We start from the raw sequence: 14,745 nt of genomic DNA on the forward strand, positions 1-14,745 counted from the left end.
TTGCGCTGTTGTTAAATAAAACGATTTTATTCTGCAAGATTAAAATCGAAGACAAGCAAATGGCTTTGCTTAGAATGATTTACAATTGTGCCCAAGCCTTTCGCCAGGAACACCTATGACTGTTATTCCGACTATTGACCTTGTAGATGCGCTCGCAGCTGAATATTCAGATAAATCACCACGAGAAATTTTAGAGCTTGCTTTAAGCCAAGAAGGCGAAATTGCAATTTCATTTTCTGGTGCCGAAGATGTTGTATTAATTGATATTGCCTCACGTCTAGGCAAACCCTTTCGTGTGTTTAGTCTGGATACAGGTCGTTTGCATACGGAAACCTATCAATTTATTGAAACGGTCCGTAAGCACTATAATATCAATATTGAAATCTGCTTCCCTGAATCCGCAGCAGTACAACAACTGGTTAATGAAAAAGGGTTGTTTAGCTTTTTTGAAGATGGGCATCAGGAATGCTGTGGCGTTCGTAAAGTACAACCTTTACGTAAAAAATTAGCGACTTTGGATGGTTGGATTACAGGTCAACGTAAAGATCAAAGTCCAGGCACACGTAATGAGATTCCCGTGGTTCAAGCGGATGTTGGATTTTCAGGTGAAGGCAAGCAATTGATTAAATATAATCCGCTTGCAAATTGGAGCAGTGCAGATGTATGGAGTTATATTCGAATGATGGAAATTCCATATAACCCGCTGCACGAACGTGGTTTTATTTCAATTGGTTGTGAACCATGTACTCGTGCTGTATTACCAAACCAACATGAACGTGAAGGTCGTTGGTGGTGGGAAGAAGCAACTCACAAAGAGTGCGGATTACACTCGGGCAATCTCAAAAAATAATTCCTAGCAGATTTGGTATATAAAAACCACTGATTCATCAGTGGTTTTATTTTTTCTGACTACCTTGTACAAAGTCATATTTTAACCAGAGCAAACCGTATATACTTTACACGACGGTTCAATAATTCTAATAAGAGCTCAAAGAGTATCTTATAAAAAATGCAATGAGAGGCTATATCTGCTATGCGCCCATTACACCCTATTGATTTTATTTTTCTTTCATTAGAGAAAAGACAGCAACCTATGCATGTAGGCGGATTATTTTTATTTGAAATCCCAGAAAATGCATCTCCGACATTCGTGCATGATCTTGTTCAAGATATCCGTCAATCGAAGAGTATTCCGGTTCCTCCATTTAACAACCAGCTCAATGGGCTGTTTTGGGGAGAGGATGAAGAGTTCGATATTGACCACCATTTCCGCCATATTGCCTTGCCAAACCCAGGCCGTATCCGTGAATTACTGGTTTATATTTCACAACAGCATAGCTCACTGATTGACCGTGCTAAACCACTATGGACATGTGACATTATTGAAGGCATTGAAGGCAATCGTTTTGCAATGTATTTCAAAATTCACCATGCGATGGTAGATGGTGTTGCAGGAATGCGATTGATCGAAAAATCACTCTCCAAAGACCCAAATGAAAAGCATGTCGTACCATTATGGTGTGTCGAAGGAAAGCGTACTAAACGCTTAAAGGCACCTAAAGCCCCTGCTGTCAGTAAAATCAAGGGCGTTCTGGATACAATTAAGTCCCAGTGTGAAGTTGCACCTAAAGTGATGCAGGAACTTTCACAAACCTTATTTAAGGAAATCGGGAAAAATCCTGATTATGTCTCAACTTTTCAAGCACCACCATCGATTTTAAACCAACGTGTGAGTTCTTCTCGCCGTTTTGCTGCACAATCTTTTGAGTTGGAACGTTTCCGCCTTATCGCTAAAACACTTGGTGTAACACTCAATGACGTGGTACTAGCAGTTTGCTCTGGTGCATTACGTGAATATTTGATTAATCAAAATAGTTTGCCAAAAAAACCTTTGATTGCGATGGTTCCTGCTTCATTGCGTACCGATGATTCTGATTTCAGCAATCGTATTACCATGATTTTGGCAAACCTAGCCACTCATATTGCAGACCCAATTGAACGTTTAGAAATTATTCGCCGTAGCGTACAGAATTCAAAGCAGCGTTTTAACCGCATGACTGCAAATGAAATCCTGAACTATAGTGCATTAGTCTATGGACCAGCAGGTTTAAACATCGCTTCAGGAATGTTACCGAAACGTCAGGCATTTAATCTAGTGATTTCGAATGTACCAGGTCCACGTGAACCATTATATTGGAATGGCGCAAAATTGGATGCGCTCTATCCTGCTTCAATCGTCATGGATGGCCAAGCACTAAATATTACAATGACAAGTTATTTAGATAAGTTAGAAGTAGGTTTGATTGCATGTCGTAATACAGTGCCAAAAATGCAAACTCTTCTCGCTCATCTAGAAGATGAAATTCAACGCTATGAGCAAGTGATTCAAGATCAGCCACAACAGAAAGTTGTAAATTAAGCATCGTACTGAAAAGAATTAAGGGGCTTTAAATCGCCCCTTATTTTTTAATTGTACGACAACGCTGTAATAGTTGATGGCAGGCTAAACGGATCATTGCCGTAGTAATTTGGATCTCTTTACCTTGGCTATCAACCATATAACATGTATTGACTGGATTACTGTCTAAAACATGCTTAAAACCATGATTCACTAATCTTTCGCTCACATTCATAATTATATACCTCATATTATTTGCTAAGGTACTCAAGATACCTATGGCTCATTCTATGGTTCTAGTATTTAAAATTCATGATAGAAAGTAAAATTTCAGTTGTAACAAGGATTAAGCGAAATTTTGTTACAACTTTAGCTCAGAATGATATCGTATTGCTCTTGCGTATACAGATTTTCGACCTGAAATTTAATCACGCGATTAATGAAATGTTCCAAATCGGCCACGGCTGGGGCTTCTGCTGTGAGTAGCCGATCAATGACTGCTGGATGTGCAACGACAGTAAAGCCACTCTTGGAATCAAATGCACGGGCATAACGCAAAATTTCTCGAAATATCTCGTAACATACTGTCTCTGCGGTCTTCACATATCCACGTCCCTGACAAGTTGGGCATGACTCACATAATAAATGTTCTAAAGACTCACGTGTACGTTTACGTGTCATTTCAACCAAGCCTAACTCTGAAACTTGGGTGATTTTTGTTTTGGCATGATCACGTTCAAGCATACGTTCAAACTGACGCATGACCTCTTGTCGATGCTCAAGCTCTTGCATGTCAATAAAATCAATAATGATAATGCCACCCAAATTACGTAGACGAAGTTGTCTCGCAATGACTTGTGTCGCTTCCATATTGGTTTTAAATACCGTGTCTTCTAAACTACGGCCACCCACATAAGAGCCTGTATTCACATCAATGGTGGTCATGGCTTCAGTCTGATCTATCATCAGATAGCCGCCTGACTTAAGTGCGACACGGGTCTGCAACGCTTTTTGAATATCTTCTTCGACGTTATACAAATCGAAAAGTGGCTTTTCGCCGGGATAGTGAATCAGACGATTTTCAATCGTTGGCACAAACTCCTGCACAAACTCACTTAACTTGGCATGAATCTCACGAGAATCGACATAAATTTTTGCCGTTTCATCACTGGCTAAATCACGGACAATTCGTTGCGGTAAAGGTAATTCTTCAAAAATAAGTTCAGGTGTCGCAACTTCTTTTTGCTTACGTTGAATATATTCCCAAAGCTTACTCAAATAACACATATCTTGTGCAATCGCAGCTTCATCTACACCTTCCGCTGCGGTGCGAACGATCACACTACCCGGTAAGCTGTGTTCGGTCTGAATGCGTTCAATCATGCTACGAAGTCGATCACGCTCTTCTTCTGATTCAATGCGTTGTGATACACCGATATGATTACCATAAGGCATTAATACAAGATAACGCGATGGGATAGAAATATCTGTGCTTAGACGTGCACCTTTAGTTCCCAACATGTCTTTCATCACTTGAACCGTCAACATCTGTCCCGGATGCAGAAGCTCAAAAACATTTGGGGTAGGTTGCGAACGTGACCAGACCATATCATTGATATGTAAAAAAGCAGTCCGAGACAAGCCAATATCAACAAAAGCAGCTTGCATACCCGGCAGTACACGTACCACTTTACCTTTATAAATATTACCCACTAAACCACGTTTTACAGTACGCTCAACAAATAATTCATTGACCGTACCATTTTCAATTAAAGCCACACGACACTCCATCGGTGTGACGTTAATTAGCAATTCTTCTGCCATAATCCACTCAAAATTTTATAAAAATTCTTATATCCGAAAGTGTCTACTTTAAATTTTAACGCTTTCTAATAACAGTGCTGTTTCGTACAACGGTAAACCGACCACATTACTATAACTCCCCCGAATTTGGGGAATATATTGAGCTGCGATCCCTTGGATTGCATACGCCCCTGCTTTTCCAACAGGTTCACCCGTTGCCCAATATTTTTCCATTTCGGTATGACTTAACTGTTGCAACTCGACTTGAGTTCTAACCACTTTACTTAAGCATTGGACAGAGCTTGCCACACAAATTCCAGAGTACACATCATGCCATTGCCCAGAAATTGTTGACCAGATTTCAAATGCATGTTGCTTTGATTGTGGTTTTCCAATGATCTTACCTGCAAAACTTAAACTGGTATCCGCAGCAATCACAATTGCATCAGGAAATAAACCTAGAACAGCATGTGCCTTTGCTCTCGCCAATCGTTCAACATAGTGTTCAACAATTTCACTTTCTCGGACACTTTCATCGATATCTGGACTATATATTTCAAAGTCCAGACCTAACTGTTGTAGCAGTTCTTTACGACGAGGTGAACTCGAAGCTAAAATTATATGCGCCATTTTTGTAAGCAGTAATAAACCATCGGCCATCCTATCACGCTACTAACAAGCGGTTGCCAATGTCGCGCTATTGAAAAATGTGTACTCGATATTGTTTGACTCATCCACAAAAAGGTTAAGTGTGCAATAATTGCAAGTACAGCGATTACCCATGAGTTCGTGAAAGTTAAAATTCGGCGTTCACGAATAAAATAACGCGTACCAAACGTAATCAAAACAAAACTTAGTGCATTTAAACCCAAAGGCGCATCTAACAATAAATCAGTGAAAATCCCCACTCCAAAGGCGAACCAAACCCCGCACCAACTAGGTTGATAAAGAATCCAGAACAGCATGGTCATCAGCATAATGGATGGTCGCCATCCTGAAGCTTCGTAAGCAATGGGATAAACTAAAAGAATAGACCCGATAATAATTGAGATGATGATCATCCAAAGTGGGTCTTTGCGTTTTTCAAAACTCAATCTAGCGATCGGCATAAGGTTGCTCCTGCGCTAAAGATTCTGAAAATAACACCACCACATGATGACCACTGGCAAGCTGTGCCGCAGGAATAACATCAATTTCTGCAAACTCACCTGAAGTATGACGGCTAACCTTAGAAACAGTACCCACCAAATAGCCCGCAGGAAAATGTTCGCCCAAACCCGAACTAAATACTTTATCGCCCACTTGGATGTTGGCGCTCGTCGGAACATATTCCATTTTTAGGCGACCTAAATCACCTGTTCCAGATACAATCGCACGCATTCCTGTCCGTTCTAAACGCACAGACAGCGAATGTTCTTTATCTGATAACAACATGATACGAGAACTATGCGGGTACACATTAATTAGTTGTCCCATAATCCCTTTATCATCGAGAACAGTTTGTCCAACTTTTAAGTGATCCACAGAGCCACGGTTAATGATAATAATATGGCGTAATGGGTCGGCATCGGTTCCAATCACTTCTGCAATTTGCATACGACCATCAATAATCAATGGCGTATCCAAAAGCCCCCTTAAACGGTTATTTTCCGCGGAGAGTTCTGAAAGTTTTTGGAGTCGAACTTGAGCTTGAAGGAGTTCAGCCTGCATTGCGGTATTTTCACGGCGCAATTGAGTTTCAGATTTGGTTTGTTGGTTCAGCCATTCTCGCGACAATACAGGATAACTTGCCAGCGCATAAATTGGATTATACGCTGCATACAAGACATCTCTTGCAGGTTGAATCACATAAGGCATGCGCCAATCAAAGAAAAGCACCACCAAACATGAAATAACCGCAATAATAAATGAGCGAAAAGATGGCGGTTGTCTTGAAAAAAGATTCGGTTGCACCGCCTAGTCCTTATGATTTAGCCAACAAAAAGCATGTCATGGTTCGGATTATCAAAGAACTCTAAGACTTTACCGCCACCACGCGTGACGCAAGTTAAAGGGTCATCCGCAACAATCACAGGTAGACCTGTTTCTTGCGCCAGCAGTTTATCAAGATTACGCAATAATGCGCCGCCACCAGTCAACACAATACCGCGCTCTGCAATATCCGAAGAAAGTTCAGGTGGAGTTTGTTCTAAAGCAGATTTTACTGCGCTCACGATGCTTTGTAATGGGTCAGCAATCGCTTGTGAGATTTCATCAGAAGTGACGGTAATCGCACGTGGCACACCTTCTGCCAAATTACGACCACGAACTTCGATTTGAAGGGTTTTGCCATCAGTCACAGCCATACCCACTTCTTTCTTAATGGTTTCTGCTGTGGTTTCCCCAATCACGCAACCATGCGCTTTACGCACATAATTGATAATTTGCTCATCAAATACATCGCCACCGATACGTAATGAATCGGCATAAACACAGCCTTGTAATGAGATGATTGCAATCTCGGTCGTACCACCACCTACATCCACCACCATCGAACCACATGCTTGTTCGACTGGCATACCTGCACCAATCGCTGCCGCCATTGGCTCTTCAATTAAACGGACATCACGTGCGCCTGCATTAAATACAGCCTCACGAATGGCACGGCGTTCAACTAAAGTCGATTTACATGGGACACACACCACAACACGCGGTGCTGGTGGAAATAAACGCTTTTCATGTACTTTACCGATAAACTGATTCAACATGGTCTCAGTGACTTCAAAATCGGCAATCACACCGTCTTTCATCGGACGAATCGCTGAAATATTCGCTGGTGTACGACCTAACATTTGTTTAGCATCAAGACCAACAGCAGCAACAATTTTTTGCGAACCGCTATGACGAATCGCCACAACAGTCGGTTCATTTAATATAATGCCACGGCCTGGTGCATAAATCAGTGTATTTGCCGTACCTAAATCAATGGCTAAATCCGGCGAAAACAAGCCAATTAGTCGTTTTAGAATCACGGGGGCGTTCTCAATTAAACTTTGTATGGATGCAAGGTGGCAACTTTAACGAAATGTGATGCTTTGAACAAGTCAATCGCTTATTATAACGCACGATATTTTGCAATTTTTTGATACTGAATTAGGTAAAGTTATGTCTACATCATCAGATGCTCAGCAGACAACGGACTTAAATGCACAGACCGTTTCAGCGATTGCACATCTTGCTCGCTTGTCTCTAAATGACACGCAATCTACTGAATATGCTCAAAGTTTAAATAAAATTCTTGGCATGATGGAAAGCCTAAAAGGCATTAATACCGATAACGTTGAGCCTTTGAAAAGTCCTTTTGATAATCCGCAACCTTTACGTGCTGATATTGTAAGTGAAAGCAACCATCGTGATGAATATCAAGCGGTCGCTCCTGCAACAGAAGCAGGCTTGTACCTTGTACCTCGCGTAATTGAATAATTTCTATTCGATTAATCAATATTTTATATTTAGAATGTAAAGAAATTTTTCATATGACAGATTTACATCGCTTATCAATCCGTGAACTCTCTGAAGGGCTAAAACAAGCTCAATTTTCATCACGCGAATTGACCGAACATTATTTAAAACGTATTGCCAAAATTGACCCGAAAGTAAAAAGTTATGTAACGGTGACAGCAGAACAAGCACTTATTGAAGCTGATGCTGCTGATGCTGCACTTAAGTCAGGTCATGCACATGCGTTGGCAGGTATTCCTCTTGCACACAAAGACATTTTTTGTACCCAAGGCATTAAAACCACTGCCGGTTCAAAAATGTTGGATAACTTCATTTCACCTTACGATGCGACCGTCGTTGCCAAAGCCAAAGCTGCAGGTCTTGTGACTTTAGGTAAGGTGAATATGGATGAATTCGCAATGGGTTCAACCTCTGAAAGTTCATATTTTGGCGCAACAGGTAACCCGTGGGCATTAGATCATGTCCCAGGTGGTTCATCAGGTGGTTCCGCTGCGGCTGTTGCTGCGGACTTAGCTCCGATTGCAACAGGTACGGATACTGGTGGTTCAATTCGCCAACCAGCTTCATTCTGCGGCTTAACAGGCTTAAAACCGACCTATGGTCGTGTATCACGCTTCGGTATGATTGCGTATGCATCCTCACTGGATCAAGGCGGTCCAATGGCACGTTCTGCGGAAGACTGTGCTTACTTGATGAATGTGATTGCAGGTCATGATGCCAAAGACTCAACTTCAGTGAATAAAGAGGTTGACGATTACGTTGCTAACTTGAATGGCACAGCAGTCAAAGGCTTACGCATTGGTATTCCAAAGCAATACTTTAATGTGGCAGGTTTAGACGCCGATGTAAAAGCACGTGTTGAAGAATCATTGAAAAAACTTGAAGAGATGGGTGCAATCTTGGTTGAGATTGATCTCAACATGACTGAAGCCTATGTACCGACTTACTACCTGATCGCCCCTGCGGAAGCTTCTTCGAACCTGTCACGTTTTGATGGTGTACGCTATGGCTACCGTTGTGAAAATCCAGTGGATTTAATGGACTTGTACAAACGCTCACGTTCAGAAGGGTTTGGTGCTGAAGTACAACGTCGTATCCTGATCGGGACGTATGCCCTGTCTGCGGGTTACTACGATGCCTACTATGTCAAAGCACAAAAAGTACGTCGTTTGATTCAGCAAGATTTCCTGAAAGCATTTGAAAATGTTGACGTGATTGCTGCACCATCTGCACCAACCACAGCATATAAAATCGGTGCAAACCTCAGTCCGACTGAAATGTATTTAGGTGATATCTATACCCTTGCAGTGAACTTGGCAGGTCTGCCTGCGATCAACGCACCTATTGGTTTCGATAAAGACAGCTTGCCTGTGGGCTTACAGTTGATCGGTAACTACTGGTCAGAATCACAATTGCTTTCGATTGTGCATCAATATCAACAAAATACAGACTGGCATACCAAACGTGCGGCAATTGCTGAGGAGAATGCATAATGACTGAAGCTCAAAAGTTAAAGTTAATTGACGGTTGGGAAGTCGTTATCGGGATCGAAATCCATACTCAGCTTGCCACAAAGTCTAAAATCTTCTCAGGTTCATCGACTGAATTTGGTCAAGATCCAAATACACAAGCCAGCCTTGTTGATTTAGCGATGCCGGGCGTATTGCCTGTATTGAATGCTGAAGTGGTTGATCTTGCAATTCGCTTTGGTTTGGGTATTGATGCCTATATCGATCAAGCATCTGTGTTTGCACGTAAGAACTACTTCTACCCAGATTCGCCAAAAGGCTATCAAATCAGCCAAATGGACAATCCGATTGTCGGCTTGGGTCATATCGACATTCAACTGGAAGATGGTACGACCAAACGCATTGGCGTGACCCGTGCCCATCTTGAAGAAGATGCAGGTAAATCGATTCATGACCAATTCGAAGGTATGTCGGGTATCGACTTAAACCGTGCTGGTACGCCATTGCTTGAAATCGTATCTGAGCCAGATATGCGTTCGGTTGAAGAAGCGGTTGCTTATATCAAGTCGATTCACACGCTTGTACGCTGGTTAGGTATTTCTGACGGCAACATGGCAGAAGGCTCATTCCGTGCCGACTGTAACGTGTCATTACGTCGTCCGGGTCAACCTTTTGGTACACGCTGCGAGTTGAAAAACCTCAACTCATTCCGTTTCATTGAGCAAGCGATCAATGTTGAAATTGAACGTCAAATGGAAATCTTGGAATACGGCGGCGAAATTGATCAAGAGACTCGTTTGTTCGATCCAAACAAGATGGAAACTCGCTCAATGCGTTCAAAAGAAGAAGCGAACGACTATCGCTACTTCCCTGACCCTGACTTGTTACCAGTGATCATTTCAAATGAGCAAATCGAAGCGGCACGCGCTGCCCTGCCAGAATTGCCTGCTGCACGTCGTGAGCGCTTTATTGCTGACTTCGGCGTGACTGAATACGATGCACATGTATTGACGCTGTCACGCGAAATGGCGGACTTCTACGAAGCGGTTGTGGCTGCCGCAGGTGGTGCGAAGCAAGGTAAAGTTTCTGCAAACTGGGTGATGGGTGAATTCTCAGGTGCTTTGAACAAAGCAGGCCTGGAATTGGCAGACTCCCCTGTTTCTGCTGAGCAGTTGGGTGGCATGATCGCGCGTATTGTGGACAATACCATTAACGGCAAAATCGCGAAGCAAGTGTTTGGCTTTATGTGGGAAGCAGAGGGTAAATCTGCAGATGACATTATTGCTGAAAAAGGTTTGAAGCAAGAAACCGATACAGGTGCGATTGAGGCGATTATCAAAGATGTGCTTGCAGCCAATGAAAAAATGGTTGAAGAATACAAGTCTGGTAAAGAAAAAGCCTTTAACGGTCTTGTTGGTCAAGTCATGAAAGCTGCAAAAGGTAAAGCCAACCCTGCGCAAGTCAATGAATTGATGAAGAAATTGATTGGTTAACTTATTAGCCAATTTATTGATTTCATGTTATAAAACCTCGTATTGATACGGGGTTTTATTTTTTAAATAAGGTTTTATCGTCATGCCAATTTTCGATATAAATAATAATTTACAATTACGCACTGTGCAAAAAACCAACTTCCCTTTAGAAAAAGATTTGCAAACTTTAATTGAAAACAACCTAATCACTGTTTTTAACTGCCGTTTTATCGCAAGTGAATTTTCAACGGGTGCAATTCATGCTGGTCGAATTGATACTCTAGCTCTATCTGAAGATAATAATCCTGTCATTATTGAATATAAAAAAGTAGAGTCCTCAGAACTCATAACACAAAGCCTATTTTATCTTCATTGGATTCAAGATCATAAAGGTGATTTTGAAATAGCAGCTCAAAAAGTACTAGGAAACAATATAGAAATTGACTGGTCAGATATTCGGGTCATTTGTATTGCACCAAATTATAAAAAATACGATCTACATGCAGTACAAGTTATGGGAGCAAATATTGAATTATGGCGTTATCAACTTTTTTCAAACCAAAGTTTGTATCTTGAGGAAGTTTTTCATAACACAACATCAAATACGCCAGTAACTCTCAATCAAACAGCGAAAAACCCTGTCATGGTTGCAGCGGGAAAAAAGGCTGCTATTACACGAAATATTGGACAATACACCATAGAGAGCCATCTACAAAATAAATCTAAAGAAGTTATTGAGCTCATGGAAGCATTACAAGATATGATTATGGGTTTTGATGACTCGATTGAGGAAATTCCTAAAAAATACTATATAGCCTATAAAAGCACACAAAATATTTTAACTGTGGAAGTTCGCTTACGAAATTTAAAAATTTATTTAAAATTAAAACCTGAGGATATTCCTGTAAATACTCCAAATTATCGTGATGTTTCCAATATAGGGCATCATGGTATTGGCGATGTCGAGTTTACGATAACCAACCTCAATGAACTGATAGATACCAAACCATTTATAGAGTTAGCTTATAATAAAATTGGCGGTTAATTGTACTCAATCAATGAAAATTCTCGGTAAAACAATTTACAATTCAGCAAATTTATAATCCTGAATATTGTGAGTGGTTATTGTCATACAGCTAAAAATTAAAGCAGCGAAATGCTGAGTTATTTTTAGCAATTTATTTTAGTTAATGAATAAAAATGAAATAATCACTGCCCCCTTAACACACCCGAAAATCTTATTTTAAGTTGAGATTGGCGTATATATTCAAAATGCTATTTTACAACGGCTTCAATTTTATCGAGCTCCCAAACCCCACCTGCCGCCAAGCCCTTGCACATACCCGTCCACATATCTTTGCTATGTACAAATTTCTGCCCATCCCAAACCCATTCATCACTTGACCAGCAGTCTCCAATTCCCCGTCCTTTTTGTGAGCTACTGATTATCCCCTCCCCAAAATCGGAGGCATGTTCAGTCACAAAGATTGCTTTTCCTGCTAAAGATTCATCCAGCACCCAGGCTCCATATCCCTCGTTATATGCTCCTCGCCAGCACAGAGTCGTTGCCAATACTTTTTTATTGCTTAATTTGTAGAGTTCAATCGACTGAGGTTTTACGCCATCACTGCTATAAACTCCCTCACAAAAACCATCTTGTTTTGGTGTAGGTTGTGCTGCCATCAATGATTTATACACTGACTGATACTGCTTATTATTAGGCTGTAGAGTTAAATAAGGTTTGCTGGCTGTTTTAACCTGTTTCACCAGCAATTTCGGTTGAGCCGCTAAAACTTTTGCTTCGTTTATTTTTCCTTTCCTGACCAATGCCCCTATTGTTCCAACACGTTTCTGAAAATCATCCATTTTTAATAAGCTTGCGGTCATGCCTGCATCCGAAATATTCCATTGCAGTCGGTTATTTTTAAATACTATGTCTGCTTTTCCACTGGCCTGTTGCAACAATCCATTCACCTGTGCTGTGGTCAATCTACCTATAAGAGGGAATTTAGTGCCATCCACCAAGACAGGCCCTAAATCCTTGCCATTGATATAAAAATGAATATTTTTAAGCTGATTTTTAGCAATTTGAGGTTCGGTAAACCCATCACCCAAAGCAAACTCACCTGTGACTTGCTGAGCTTTGCCCGCCTGACGTGTTAATAGGATAGATGCTGGATAATCATCACTGGATTCATTGTGATAGCCTGCTACTCGACATGTTCCTGTATTACTACAGTATATTTCCCAATCTTGATGTGAAAATGAAATCCCTTTGATTTCTTGTGCGAAGCTAGTAGAACTGAGTGCCATAAAGCAGCAAACTGAAAGTATATTCTTCACTGGTATCATTCTGTATTACTCATATTTATTATCAAACTTGAAAACAGTTTAAAGGGCTGATCTACACTTGTCATATGTCATTTTATTGCAGAAGATATGAGCTTAAAGCAAACTGAGTTTGGTGAAACTTAAAATCATTTTGTGTAGGTTGCGGCATGCCAAATGCGACGCTTTATTTTCCGCATCTTTTAAAACAAAGTGTGGAATATGAATACGGCGGTTATCAAGATCCACTTAAATTACTAAAGATCGTACACCCTTCAAAACAAATCGCTTTCTTTAGTTATCAGATTCCTAAGCTGAAGAACAGAACACATGGCGTAGCCAAATATCAAGATGAAGACACGTTTAACTTTAGAGAAATCAAAGTCACCATTGATCAATCACAACAGCATTTGGTTGGAACTATTCTAAATTTTTACAACGCAACTCACTAATCAAATCATAGGCACAAAAAAACCTGCTAAGTTGCAGGTTTTTTTAATCACACTTATTTTTTTAAAATTGACTCGAAAGCTTTTAAACGTTTATAAATTGAGAGTAATTCAATAATGGTTTTCCATGAACTGATGAGATATTGAAATGATTCACGCACTTTATCAAAGATGTTACTGATTTGATTGATCAAGCCTAAAGTCATTTTACCTGATGCAATCGCTGGAAATAGGACAACTAAGCTGTATAAAACATCGAGTTGCTTATACCAAATCGCGACTAGATTAAAATAAGCATAGTGAAAATAAAGTCTAAAATAATTTAAACGAACTTTACTGAATAACTCTTTCAATGTAAGCGGATCAGCACGATTTTCATGGTCTTCCCCATAAACCAGTTCCTTACGATAAGCTGCTTCAACTTTTTGATTGTTAAATTGCAAGCCTGGTAGTTTTTGCCCGACAAACATTAAAATAATCGTACCCACGATAGCCCAAACCACAGCAGCCCACACCAATGAGTGTTTGATTTCACCAACGACAGGTAAGACAGGTACTTTTTCTGAAATTTTGAACAATAGCGGTAAAAAGGCAATGAGAACCATCACAGATTTAATCAACTCAACACCTAAATCCTCGACGATAGTTGCGAAGCGCATCGTATCTTCCTGAATACGCTGCGAAGCACCTTCAACGTGGCGTAATTGCTCCCAATTTTCTGTGTAGTATTCATTCATTGCTGTCCGCCAACGGAATACATAATGACTGGTGAAAAAGGCATTAATCACGGCAAATGTAACAGCAACCATCGCAATATAAAGGAATGTTAGCGTACCTTTATATAGATCATTAATATTACCGCCACCTTCACTTAGCATCTTTTGGATCATATCCCAAAATGGACCATACCAAGCATTGATCGCAACACTTACCTGCACGCCAAACCAGATATTAAACAAAATAAATGCAGAACCCCAAACTGACCATTTCTGCCATTTATTATCAGAAAAAAATCGCCAGAACCCTGCAAAAAGTGCTGTTGAAGCCAAAAACCAAATATAAAACCAAATGAATGATGCTGATAAAAATCGACTCACACCAACAGGTAGCTCTGCTTCAGCATACCCTTTGGTAAAACCGAGATATTCACCCCACCCATGACCACCTGTATACCAAAGCAGCATATTCAGGGCTAACCACACAACGACTGAAATAAAGAACAAGCGTGGATTAGGAAAAAAAGATTTAAACATCGCGTTTAACAATCCTTGTAGTGTTGCTATTGACGTTGGAACGTCATCCTATAATTTCAAACTTAAATTTGT

14 protein-coding genes and 1 pseudogene are annotated in these 14,745 nt (G+C 40.5%); 7 read left to right on the top strand and 8 right to left on the bottom strand.

Features of this window, described 5'->3' with window-relative positions:
* Positions 1–115 precede the first annotated feature (115 nt).
* Positions 116–850: a phosphoadenylyl-sulfate reductase gene (locus F908_RS11390; protein ID WP_005161924.1), complete on the top strand. Its 735-nt coding sequence runs from the start codon at positions 116–118 to the stop codon at positions 848–850.
* A 183-nt stretch (positions 851–1,033) separates the two neighbouring features.
* Positions 1,034–2,419, top strand: a complete 1,386-nt coding sequence (locus F908_RS11395) for a WS/DGAT/MGAT family O-acyltransferase (RefSeq protein ID WP_005161926.1) — start codon at positions 1,034–1,036, stop codon at positions 2,417–2,419.
* A 40-nt stretch (positions 2,420–2,459) separates the two neighbouring features.
* On the opposite strand, the gene F908_RS15990 is transcribed toward F908_RS11395, so the two are convergent.
* The 6 genes from F908_RS15990 to F908_RS11420 form a co-directional block, all read right to left on the bottom strand.
* Complete coding sequence (locus F908_RS15990) at positions 2,460–2,633, bottom strand: PA1571 family protein (protein ID WP_005161929.1); 174 nt, start codon at positions 2,631–2,633, stop codon at positions 2,460–2,462.
* Positions 2,634–2,767: 134 nt separating this feature from the next.
* The gene (gene rng, locus F908_RS11400) at positions 2,768–4,222 is read right to left on the bottom strand and encodes a ribonuclease G (RefSeq protein WP_005161932.1); all 1,455 of its coding nucleotides are present in this window, start codon (positions 4,220–4,222) and stop codon (positions 2,768–2,770) included.
* Positions 4,223–4,270: 48 nt separating this feature from the next.
* The gene (locus tag F908_RS11405; protein WP_034602746.1) at positions 4,271–4,831 is read right to left on the bottom strand and encodes a Maf-like protein; all 561 of its coding nucleotides are present in this window, start codon (positions 4,829–4,831) and stop codon (positions 4,271–4,273) included.
* Positions 4,819–5,310: a rod shape-determining protein MreD gene (gene mreD / locus F908_RS11410; protein WP_005161940.1), complete on the bottom strand. Its 492-nt coding sequence runs from the start codon at positions 5,308–5,310 to the stop codon at positions 4,819–4,821. The genes F908_RS11405 and mreD overlap by 13 nt, the downstream gene beginning before the upstream one ends.
* The gene (gene mreC / locus F908_RS11415; RefSeq protein ID WP_005161943.1) at positions 5,297–6,154 is read right to left on the bottom strand and encodes a rod shape-determining protein MreC; all 858 of its coding nucleotides are present in this window, start codon (positions 6,152–6,154) and stop codon (positions 5,297–5,299) included. The genes mreD and mreC overlap by 14 nt, the downstream gene beginning before the upstream one ends.
* A gap of 17 nt (positions 6,155–6,171) precedes the next feature.
* Entirely contained in the window at positions 6,172–7,212 is a 1,041-nt protein-coding gene (locus F908_RS11420) for a rod shape-determining protein (RefSeq protein WP_004664594.1), read from the bottom strand.
* Between the two features lie 133 nt (positions 7,213–7,345).
* Between F908_RS11420 and gatC the strand changes: the two genes are divergently transcribed.
* From gatC to F908_RS11440, 4 genes are all read left to right on the top strand, one after another.
* Complete coding sequence (gatC, locus tag F908_RS11425) at positions 7,346–7,663, top strand: Asp-tRNA(Asn)/Glu-tRNA(Gln) amidotransferase subunit GatC (protein WP_004664595.1); 318 nt, start codon at positions 7,346–7,348, stop codon at positions 7,661–7,663.
* 53 nt (positions 7,664–7,716) lie between these two features.
* On the top strand, positions 7,717–9,195 hold the full coding sequence (gene gatA, locus F908_RS11430) for an Asp-tRNA(Asn)/Glu-tRNA(Gln) amidotransferase subunit GatA (RefSeq protein ID WP_005161945.1): 1,479 nt from the start codon (positions 7,717–7,719) through the stop codon (positions 9,193–9,195).
* Positions 9,195–10,664, top strand: a complete 1,470-nt coding sequence (gene gatB, locus F908_RS11435) for an Asp-tRNA(Asn)/Glu-tRNA(Gln) amidotransferase subunit GatB (protein ID WP_005161947.1) — start codon at positions 9,195–9,197, stop codon at positions 10,662–10,664. The genes gatA and gatB overlap by 1 nt, the downstream gene beginning before the upstream one ends.
* Positions 10,665–10,746: 82 nt before the next feature.
* Positions 10,747–11,688, top strand: a complete 942-nt coding sequence (locus F908_RS11440; protein WP_005161950.1) for a DUF5655 domain-containing protein — start codon at positions 10,747–10,749, stop codon at positions 11,686–11,688.
* A 230-nt stretch (positions 11,689–11,918) separates the two neighbouring features.
* Here F908_RS11440 and F908_RS11445 read toward each other — a convergent pair whose 3' ends face one another.
* Complete coding sequence (locus F908_RS11445; RefSeq protein WP_005161953.1) at positions 11,919–12,995, bottom strand: DUF1176 domain-containing protein; 1,077 nt, start codon at positions 12,993–12,995, stop codon at positions 11,919–11,921.
* 125 nt (positions 12,996–13,120) lie between these two features.
* Here F908_RS11445 and F908_RS11450 point away from each other — a divergent pair.
* A pseudogene (locus F908_RS11450) lies at positions 13,121–13,423 on the top strand (DUF4850 domain-containing protein); the annotation flags it as partial.
* A gap of 53 nt (positions 13,424–13,476) precedes the next feature.
* Here F908_RS11450 and sbmA read toward each other — a convergent pair.
* A complete protein-coding gene (sbmA, locus tag F908_RS11455; protein ID WP_005161960.1) occupies positions 13,477–14,673 on the bottom strand; it encodes a peptide antibiotic transporter SbmA in 1,197 nt (398 codons plus the stop codon).
* Positions 14,674–14,745 lie beyond the last annotated feature (72 nt).

Origin of the sequence: Acinetobacter sp. NIPH 284 (assembly GCF_000369425.1) — a bacterium.
Taxonomy (GTDB): Bacteria; Pseudomonadota; Gammaproteobacteria; order Pseudomonadales; family Moraxellaceae; genus Acinetobacter.

Coding starts and splice junctions, on each gene's coding strand:
- F908_RS11390 (WP_005161924.1), top strand. CDS start 116: ATGACTGTTATTCCGACTATTGACCTTGTAGATGCGCTCGCAGCTGAA.
- F908_RS11395 (WP_005161926.1), top strand. CDS start 1,034: ATGCGCCCATTACACCCTATTGATTTTATTTTTCTTTCATTAGAGAAA.
- F908_RS15990 (WP_005161929.1), bottom strand. CDS start 2,633: ATGAATGTGAGCGAAAGATTAGTGAATCATGGTTTTAAGCATGTTTTA.
- rng (WP_005161932.1), bottom strand. CDS start 4,222: ATGGCAGAAGAATTGCTAATTAACGTCACACCGATGGAGTGTCGTGTG.
- F908_RS11405 (WP_034602746.1), bottom strand. CDS start 4,831: ATGGCGCATATAATTTTAGCTTCGAGTTCACCTCGTCGTAAAGAACTG.
- mreD (WP_005161940.1), bottom strand. CDS start 5,310: ATGCCGATCGCTAGATTGAGTTTTGAAAAACGCAAAGACCCACTTTGG.
- gatC (WP_004664595.1), top strand. CDS start 7,346: ATGTCTACATCATCAGATGCTCAGCAGACAACGGACTTAAATGCACAG.
- gatA (WP_005161945.1), top strand. CDS start 7,717: ATGACAGATTTACATCGCTTATCAATCCGTGAACTCTCTGAAGGGCTA.
- gatB (WP_005161947.1), top strand. CDS start 9,195: ATGACTGAAGCTCAAAAGTTAAAGTTAATTGACGGTTGGGAAGTCGTT.
- F908_RS11440 (WP_005161950.1), top strand. CDS start 10,747: ATGCCAATTTTCGATATAAATAATAATTTACAATTACGCACTGTGCAA.
- F908_RS11445 (WP_005161953.1), bottom strand. CDS start 12,995: ATGATACCAGTGAAGAATATACTTTCAGTTTGCTGCTTTATGGCACTC.
- sbmA (WP_005161960.1), bottom strand. CDS start 14,673: ATGTTTAAATCTTTTTTTCCTAATCCACGCTTGTTCTTTATTTCAGTC.